This window comes from Micromonospora sp. 4G55 (assembly GCF_016803375.1).
Genome location: NZ_JAEVHN010000263.1, coordinates 1 through 8,086, shown reverse-complemented (window position 1 = coordinate 8,086; position 8,086 = coordinate 1). Strand labels below are relative to the sequence as shown.

General features: G+C 75.0%; 9 protein-coding genes. 7 read left to right on the top strand and 2 right to left on the bottom strand.

The features are described from left to right. From JNW89_RS20580 to JNW89_RS20555, 6 genes are all read left to right on the top strand, one after another. Positions 1-502, top strand: a 502-nt coding sequence (locus JNW89_RS20580; protein ID WP_238450140.1) for a DNA-3-methyladenine glycosylase, incomplete at its 5' end; no start/stop codon positions are given. Positions 503-585: 83 nt separating this feature from the next. After that, positions 586-1,662 carry an exo-alpha-sialidase gene (locus tag JNW89_RS20575; RefSeq protein WP_238450139.1) on the top strand — a complete coding sequence of 359 codons (1,077 nt, stop codon included), beginning with the start codon at positions 586-588 and terminating at the stop codon, positions 1,660-1,662. Between the two features lie 2 nt (positions 1,663-1,664). Next, positions 1,665-1,940 (top strand): ubiquitin-like small modifier protein 1, encoded by a 276-nt coding sequence (locus JNW89_RS20570; protein WP_238450138.1) that lies wholly within the window; start codon positions 1,665-1,667, stop codon positions 1,938-1,940. A 79-nt stretch (positions 1,941-2,019) separates the two neighbouring features. Continuing rightward, positions 2,020-2,451 (top strand): hypothetical protein, encoded by a 432-nt coding sequence (locus JNW89_RS20565; protein ID WP_238450137.1) that lies wholly within the window; start codon positions 2,020-2,022, stop codon positions 2,449-2,451. A 229-nt stretch (positions 2,452-2,680) separates the two neighbouring features. After that, on the top strand, positions 2,681-3,787 hold the full coding sequence (locus tag JNW89_RS20560) for an LLM class flavin-dependent oxidoreductase (RefSeq protein WP_238450136.1): 1,107 nt from the start codon (positions 2,681-2,683) through the stop codon (positions 3,785-3,787). Then, positions 3,784-4,407 carry an FMN reductase gene (locus JNW89_RS20555; protein ID WP_238450135.1) on the top strand — a complete coding sequence of 208 codons (624 nt, stop codon included), beginning with the start codon at positions 3,784-3,786 and terminating at the stop codon, positions 4,405-4,407. Before JNW89_RS20560 ends, JNW89_RS20555 begins: the two co-directional genes overlap by 4 nt. 4 nt (positions 4,408-4,411) lie before the next feature. Here JNW89_RS20555 and JNW89_RS20550 read toward each other — a convergent pair whose 3' ends face one another. After that, entirely contained in the window at positions 4,412-5,299 is an 888-nt protein-coding gene (locus JNW89_RS20550; protein WP_238450141.1) for a universal stress protein, read from the bottom strand. A gap of 340 nt (positions 5,300-5,639) precedes the next feature. On the opposite strand from JNW89_RS20550, the gene JNW89_RS20545 reads away from it, so the two are divergent. Continuing rightward, on the top strand, positions 5,640-6,020 hold the full coding sequence (locus tag JNW89_RS20545) for a cyclic nucleotide-binding domain-containing protein (protein WP_238450134.1): 381 nt from the start codon (positions 5,640-5,642) through the stop codon (positions 6,018-6,020). Here the strand turns inward: JNW89_RS20545 and JNW89_RS20540 are convergent. Next, a partial coding sequence (locus JNW89_RS20540; protein WP_238450133.1) for a M48 family metalloprotease occupies positions 5,996-8,086 on the bottom strand: 2,091 nt, incomplete at its 5' end. The genes JNW89_RS20545 and JNW89_RS20540 overlap by 25 nt on opposite strands.

The window sequence follows — 8,086 nt, the reverse complement described above, 5'->3', positions numbered from 1 at the left end:
CGAGGTCGAGGCGTACGCGGGGACGGCCGGCGACCCCGCCTCGCACGCGCACCGGGGGCGCACCCCGCGCAACGCGGTCATGTTCGGCCCGGCCGGCCACGCCTACGTCTACTTCACCTACGGCATGCACTGGTGCATGAACGTGGTCACCGGCCCGGACGGCGAGGCGGCCGCGGTGCTGCTGCGCGCCGCCGAGGTGGTCGACGGCATCGAGGTGGCCCGCGCCCGCCGGCCGCCGTACGCCGGGACGTCGACCTGGCGCGCGGCCCGGCGCGGCTCTGCCGCGACCCTCGGCATCGACCGCTCGGCGTACGGCCTGGACCTGCTGGGCGACGGCCCGGTCCGGCTGCGGCCGGCGGTGGCGCCGGTGCCGGAGGCGGCGATCTCCGCCGGCCCCCGGGTCGGGGTGACCGGGGCGCACGACGTGCCCTGGCGGTTCTGGATCACCGGCGACCCGACGGTGAGCAGCTACCGGCGGCACGTCCCGCGCCGGCGGGGTTGAGCTCCCCGGCGTGGCCGGGCGACTCTGTCGGGGGGTGTGGCCATAATCACGCCACGCACTCATCGACGGATCGGAGGACGGTCATGCCCACGCTGCTCGCGATCGGCACCGCCAAGGGGCTCTTCCTCGCCACCAGCCCGGGCGGACGCGGCTGGGAGGTGAGCGGCCCGCACTTCCCGATGACCGGGGTCTACGCCGTCGCCGTCGACCCCCGCCCCGGCACGCCCCGGCTGCTCGTGGGAATGACCAGCTCGCACTTCGGGCCGAGCGTCGCCACCAGCGACAACCTCGGTGCCTCCTGGGCCGAGCCGGAGCAGGCGCCGGTGGCCTTCCCGGCCGACACCGGCGCCAGCCTCGGCCGGGTCTGGCAGATCGTCCCGGGCGGCGCGGACGCGCCCGAGGTGGTCTGGGCGGGCACCGAGCCCTCGGCGCTGTTCCGCTCCACCGACGGCGGGCGCAGCTTCACGTTGGTCCGCTCGCTCTGGGACCACCCCCACCGGGAGCAGTGGGGCGCCGGCTTCGGCGGCCAGGCGGTGCACACCGTGCTGCCGCACCCGCGCGACCCGAACCGGATCCTGGTCGCCATGTCCACCGGCGGGGTCTACCGCTCCGAGGACGCCGGCCAGAGCTGGTCGCCGGGCAACACCGGCATCCGGGCGTACTTCCTGCCCGACGAGTGGCCCGAGTTCGGCCAGTGCGTGCACAAGGTCGCCCGGGACGCGGGCAACCCGGAGCGGCTCTACGCGCAGAACCACCACGGCGTCTACCGCTCCGACGACGACGGCCGCACCTGGACGTCGATCGCCGACGGCCTGCCCAGCGATTTCGGCTTCCCGATCGTGGCCCACCCGTCGCGTCCCGGCACGGTCTTCACGTTCCCGCTGGTCGCCGACTCCCAGCGGTACCCGGTCGACCACCGGTGCCGGGTGTTCCGCTCGACCGATGCCGGCGACAAGTGGGAGCCGCTGTCGGTGGGGCTGCCGGACGAGCCGTTCCACCCCTCGGTGCTGCGGGACGCGATGTGCGCCGGCGGGGCGGGCGACGTCTACTTCGGCACCCGCTCCGGCGAGGTCTACGCCAGCCGCGACGACGGCGACTCCTGGTCGCTGGTCGCCGCCCACCTGCCGGACGTGCTCTGCGTCCGGGCGGCGGAGGTCTGACGATGGTCACCGTGCTGGTGCCGGGCCCGCTGCGCGGCGAGGCCGGCGGCGCGAGCCGGCTCACCGTGGAGGCCGCCGGCTCGGTGGGGGCCGTCCTCGACGCGCTCGCCGACTCCTGGCCCCGACTGGCCCGCCGGATCCGCGACGAGCGGGGCGAACTGCGCCGGTACGTCAACGTCTACGTCGACGGGGAGGACTGCCGGCACGCCGGGGGAGTGGCCGCGCCGGTCCCCGACGGGGCCGAGGTGCAGGTGCTGCCCTCGGTGGCCGGCGGCTGACGCCCGACGGGGGGCAGCCCTGGTGTCCATGATCCGCTAGCATTCGGCGCTCATCGAGGATGGACAGGGGAGCGGCGGCATGGACGCGCACCAGGCGGGTTACCTCGTGGGCCGACTGGCCTGCCTCGTCGTCCCGCTGCTGCTGATCGTCGGGCTGGTGGTGCTCGGCGTGGTCCTGCTCGTCCGCAAGGGCCGCCCGGCCCCGCCGCCGCACCACCCCGGCGGGTTCCACCCGGCGCCGTTTCCCGCTCCGCCGTATCCGGCCCCGCCGCCGTCCAACCAGGCCTACGCCGTGCCCGGGCCATCGCGCCCTGCTCACCCAGGGCCGGGGCCGTACGGCGAGGCCTATCCGGTGCCCGGGCCATCGCGCCCCGCTACCTCAGGGCCGGGGCCACACGGCGAGGCCTACCCCGTGCCCGGGCCGCCGCGCCCCGCTCACCCAGGGCCGGAGCCGCGCGGTGAGGCGTACCCGCCGCACGGATGGTCCCCGCCGGGAGATGGTCCGGGGTGAGCGATATGCCTGCCAGGCATATTTATGCCTCACCGGCATATCGCTCACTGGACCATCGATCCGCCGGGCACTGCCGCTGACATCGCCGAGGTTTGGGAAGCGCGGCCGCACGGGTGACCGGGGCCACCCCAGGACGCTTCGGTGGCGGAATAGTTGACTCGTCAAATATGTTGTGGGCAGCGTCCGGGTGGCCACCGCGGCCCCGGTCTTCTCACGCGAGGAGCTGGTCATGCAGTTCGGAGTCTTCACCGTCGGTGACGTCACGGTCGACCCGACCAACGGTCGGGAACCGACCGAGCATGAGCGGATCAAGGCGATGGTGGCCATCGCGCTGAAGGCCGAGGAGGTCGGCCTCGACGTCTTCGCCACCGGCGAGCACCACAACCCGCCGTTCGTGCCCTCGTCGCCCACCACCATGCTCGGCTACATCGCGGCACGCACGCAGCGGCTGCTGCTCTCCACCTCGACCACGCTGATCACCACCAACGACCCGGTGAAGATCGCCGAGGACTACGCGATGCTCCAGCACCTGGCCGACGGCCGGGTGGACCTGATGATGGGTCGCGGCAACACCGGGCCGGTCTACCCGTGGTTCGGCCAGGACATCCGCAACGGCATCCCGCTGGCCATCGAGAACTACGACCTGCTGCGCCGGCTCTGGCGGGAGGACGTCGTCGACTGGCAGGGCCGCTTCCGTACCCCGTTGCAGTCGTTCACCTCGACGCCGCGCCCGCTCGACGGCGTGCCGCCGTTCGTCTGGCACGGCTCGATCCGCAGCCCAGAGATCGCCGAGCAGGCCGCGTACTACGGCGACGGCTTCTTCGCCAACCACATCTTCTGGCCGAAGGAGCACACCCAGCGGATGGTCGGGCTCTACCGGCAGCGCTTCGCCCACTACGGGCACGGCACCCCGGAGCAGGCCATCGTCGGCCTCGGCGGTCAGGTGTTCGTCCGGAAGAACTCGCAGGACGCGGTCCGGGAGTTCCGGCCGTACTTCGACAACGCCCCGGTCTACGGGCACGGGCCGTCGCTGGAGGAGTTCAGCCGGGAGACCCCGCTGACCGTGGGCAGCCCGCAGCAGGTCATCGACCGCACGCTGGGCTTCCGCGAGTACGTCGGCGACTACCAGCGGCAGCTGTTCCTCATGGACCACGCGGGCCTGCCGCTGAAGACCGTGCTGGAGCAGCTCGACATCCTCGGCGAGGAGGTCGTCCCGGTGCTGCGCAAGGAGTTCGACAGCCTGCGCCCCGCCGGTGTGCCCGAGGCGCCCACGCACGCCTCGCTGCTCGCCGCCCGGGATGCCGCCGACCTGACCGGTACGGAGGCGACCCGATGACCCGGCGCACCCTGGCCGTGGTCTCGGCCGGCCTCAGTCAGCCCTCCTCGACCCGACTGCTCGCCGACCAGCTTGCCGCGGCCGCCCGCGACGAGCTGGTCCGGCGCGGCCACGAGGTCGAGCTGCGCACCGTCGAGCTGCGCGACCACGCGCACGACGTGGTGAACAACATGCTCACCGGGTTCCCGTCGGCGGCGCTGCGCGAGGCTCTGGACACGGTGGCCGGCGCGGACGGCGTCGTGGCGGTCACGCCCATCTTCAACGCGTCGTACAACGGGCTGTTCAAGTCCTTCTTCGACGTGGTGGAGGCCGGGTCGCTGGTCGACCGGCCGGTGCTGATCGCCGCGACCGGCGGCACCGCGCGGCATTCGCTCGCCCTGGAGCACGCCCTCCGCCCGATGTTCAGCTACCTGCGGGCGGTGGTCGTCCCGACGGCGGTCTTCGCCGCCCCGGAGGACTGGTCTGGTGGCACCGCCGACGGCGCGCTGCGCGGCCGGATCCTGCGCGCCGGCGCGGAGCTGGCCGACCAGGTCGAGCGGCGCCCGCCGTCGACCGGCCCGGTCGACCCGTTCGCCCTCACCACCGACTTCGCGCAGCTCCTCGGCGGCCGGGACGGCTGAGCGGTCACTCCGCCCGGTCGTACGGGTGGGCGACCAGCACCGGGCAGTGCGCGTGGTGCACGACCGTCTGGCTGACGGAGCCGAGCAGCAGCCCGGTGAAGCCGCCCCGCCCCCGGGTGCCGATCGCCAGCATCGAGGCCGCACCGCTCGCCTCGATCAGCCCCTGCGCCGCGCCGGCCGCCCGGACCGGGTGCTCGCGCACCACCAGGTCCGGGTGGTCGGCCCGGACGGCGGCGGACGCCCCGGCGAGCAGCCGCACCGCCTCCGCCTGGTACGCGGCCTGCGACTCCTCGATCTCCTCCGGCACCGGACGGTCCCCGTCCGGCGGGCCGACGTGCACCAGCACCAGCGGCACGTCCCGGCGGGCCGCCTCGTCGGCGGCGTACCCGGCGGCCAGCCGGGCGGATTCCGAGCCGTCCACCCCCACCACCACCGGCCCGTCCACCGGGATCGGCTGCTCGTCGGGGCGGACCACCAGCACCGGGCAGTGCGCGTGCGCGGCGACCTGGGCGCCGACCGAGCCGAGCAGCAGCCCGGCGAAGCCGCCCAGCCCCCGGCTGCCCACCACCACCAGCTCGGCGCGGCGGGACTCCTCGATGAGGGTGGCGCCCGGGCCGCCGGCGACCTGGCGTACCTCGATGGTCAGTTCGGGCCACCGGCCGGCGAGTTCCGCCGCGGTGCGCTCCAGCATCTTCCCCGACTCCTCGGTCGGCGCCGGCAGCCCCAGGTCGTACGGGTTGAGCGGCACTCCGTAGCCGAGTGGGTGCAGGTAGCCGTGCACCAGGTGCAGCGGCCGGCGGCGCAGCGCGGCGGCGCGGGCCGCGTGCTCGGCGGCGACCAGGCTGGACGGCGATCCGTCGACGCCTGCCACGACCGGTCGGTTCATCAGCACCCCCACGACTCGTCAGCTCATTGTCGACGTACCCGGCGCACCGCACGGGCATTCGGCACCGACCCGCGCGCCGCCACCGGGCGTCAGCGTCCGCGCGTCGGCGCCTGGGCGTCGGACGGCGGCCCGACGGCGGCGGCCTTTCGGTCGCCAGGGCCGGGACCATCGGCCCTGACGTCGTCGGCCGGCGCGGTGTGCAATGGAGTCAGGACACCGAGGTCCCCGGCCCCGCCGAGGTGAGGAGGACCAGCCCATGACCCCACTGGACATGCTGCGTGAGCACCCGTTCCTGACCGGCCTGCCGCCGGAGTGGCTGCCCCGGTTGACTGGGTAGGCCCGGCCGGTGGCCTGGCATCCCGGCCACCGGCTGTTCCGCGCCGGCCAGCCGGCGGAGCGGTTCTGGCTGGTCCGGGGCGGCGAGGTGGCGCTGGACTTCCCGGTGCCCGGGCGGGGCGACGTCGGCATCGAGATGATCGGTCCGGGCGGGGTGCTGGGCTGGTCCTGGCTCTTCCCGCCGTACCGCTGGCAGTTCGGCGCAGTCGCCGTGCGGCGCACCACCACCGTGGAGTTCACCGCCGCGGGGGTGCGCCGGTTGATGGACTCCGACGACGCGCTCGGCCGGCAGCTCACCACCCGGTTCATGAGCGTGGTGGTGGACCGGCTCCAGGCGTCCCGGGGGCGGCTGCTGGACCTGTACGGCTACCCGACCTCGTCGGCGAGCTGATAGGTCCGCTTCCGCTGCCGGGGGGCGTGGCGCGCCGCCGGGTCCCGCCCGCGCCGCCGGCCGATCAGGGTACGCGCGGCGAGCGCCACCGCGACGGCCAGCAGGACGACCGCGAGCGCCTGACCGAGGAAGGTCCCCACCGCGTACGTCAGGTCCTCGGGCCGGGCCGCCACGGGACCGTCGGCCCACTCGGCCAGCTGTGCGTCCAGCCCCGCGGCCAGCACCAGCCACCCCGCCCCGGCGGCGAGCGGACCGGCCGACGGTCGGGGCAGCAGAACCGCCAGCGGCACCGCCACCAGCAGCGTCACCTGCAGGGCGAGCGCGGCGACCGGGGTGCCGAGCCGGGAATCCAGCGACGTCCAGACGTCGAGCGCCACCGCGTCGGCGACCCCCAGCCGGGCAGCGCCAGCACGAGCAGCGCGCCCGACAGCGCCGCCCCGGCGGTCGTGACCAGGGCGCCCCCGGTTGCTCCGGCGCAGCGTCACCACCAGCAGCGCGAGGGTGGCGAGCGACAGCACCCCGACCGCCCACGGCGTGCCGGCCACACGCAGTGCCAGCCGCCCGGTGTCCAGCGGTCCGCACTCGACGGGGTAGTGGTCGCACTCGTACGCCCGGCCGCCCACCCACAGCAGCGTCTCCCACGCCAGCAACAGCACGCCGACCCCGACCGGCAGCGCCGGCAGCAGCAGGACCCGGCGACCCACGGAGGTGGTTGGGGCGGCCCGCCGCACCAGCCCGGTCAGCCACCGGCAGAGCAGCACCGCCACCGCAGCGAGCACGACCAGGCTCGGCAGCAGCGGCCAGCCGTCCGGCCGTGGCTGGTGGACCAGTCCGGTGTACGGGGCGAGGTACGTCCCGGCGAGCAGCCCCACGGCGAACACCGCCCCGAGCGCGGCGGGCCGCTCCGGGCGCCCGGCGAGCTGTCGTCCCCGTACGTCGCGCCAGACGCCGTCGGCCAGGAAGATCGCCGGCTGGATCGCGGCCAGCGCCAGCACGGCGAGCCCAGCCCAGAGCACCTCCTCGCCGGCCGGCACGGCCAGCACTTCGTCGAAGACCATCAGCTCGACGAGGAGCTGCGCGTTGGTCAGCGCGACCGCGGTGAACACGCCGCCGGCGAAGAGCTGCCCGAGCGGGAAGGTCAGCGCGGCGGTCGGGTCGGCCAGTGCGGCGAGGCGGGTCGCCACGCTCGGGTGTCGCTCCCACAGCCGCTCCCACACCCGGGTCGGCAGCCCTCGGGGCGCCTCGGACCCCTGGTGCAGGGCGACCCGGATGCCGTCCGGGTCGCCGCCGGCGGCGCGGACGTCCGCCTGGTGCTCGCGCAACCGTAGGAACGCCCGGGTGGCGAGTTCGGCGAGGACGGCCAGCACGGTGGCCCGCACCACCACGCCGAGCGCCCCGCCCGCCGTCAGCGGGCCCGGCACCCAGATCAGCTGGGCGAGCAGCAGCAGCCCGGTGCCCAGCGCGGTGGCCCGGGTGCTGATCCGCAGCACGGTGGCGAAGCGCAGCCGCAGCAGGTCGTGGTTCTGCACGTGGGCCAGCTCGTGCCGGAGCACCGCCTCGAAGACCGCCCGGCCCTCCGGGCCCTTCGCCGCCGTGGCGAGCAGTTCCGGCCCGAGCGCCACGTACGGTTTGTCGCCCGTGCCGCCGGTGAACGCCCGCCGTCCCAGCCGGGTGCCGAGCAGCACCGGGACCGGCCGGCGCAGGGTGACCGAGGCGAGCACCTCGGCGATCACCTCCTCGGCGGCGCGGAACATGCCCGGTTCCAGCGGCCGGGTGTGCCGCCGCTGCCGCCGGGTCTGCCAGGCGAACAGCACCACGCCGGGCACCGCCAGCAGGTTGAAGAAGTTCGACATCCGCACGAACATCTCGCTGCACGGATGATCGAGCACGTCCCCGAGTCCGCAGCCGGGCCGGGCGAGCACGGTCAGCCCGAAGACGACGGCGAGCAGCACCGCCGAGCTGAACACCAGCGCGGCGAGCGGGAGCAGCAGGAAACCGGTCTCGTCCGGCGCCCGCGCCAGACCGGGGCCGGCGGGCTCACCGGTCGGGCTCCGGGTCGAGCACCA

Coding starts and splice junctions, on each gene's coding strand:
- JNW89_RS20575 (WP_238450139.1), top strand. CDS start 586: ATGCCCACGCTGCTCGCGATCGGCACCGCCAAGGGGCTCTTCCTCGCC.
- JNW89_RS20570 (WP_238450138.1), top strand. CDS start 1,665: ATGGTCACCGTGCTGGTGCCGGGCCCGCTGCGCGGCGAGGCCGGCGGC.
- JNW89_RS20565 (WP_238450137.1), top strand. CDS start 2,020: ATGGACGCGCACCAGGCGGGTTACCTCGTGGGCCGACTGGCCTGCCTC.
- JNW89_RS20560 (WP_238450136.1), top strand. CDS start 2,681: ATGCAGTTCGGAGTCTTCACCGTCGGTGACGTCACGGTCGACCCGACC.
- JNW89_RS20555 (WP_238450135.1), top strand. CDS start 3,784: ATGACCCGGCGCACCCTGGCCGTGGTCTCGGCCGGCCTCAGTCAGCCC.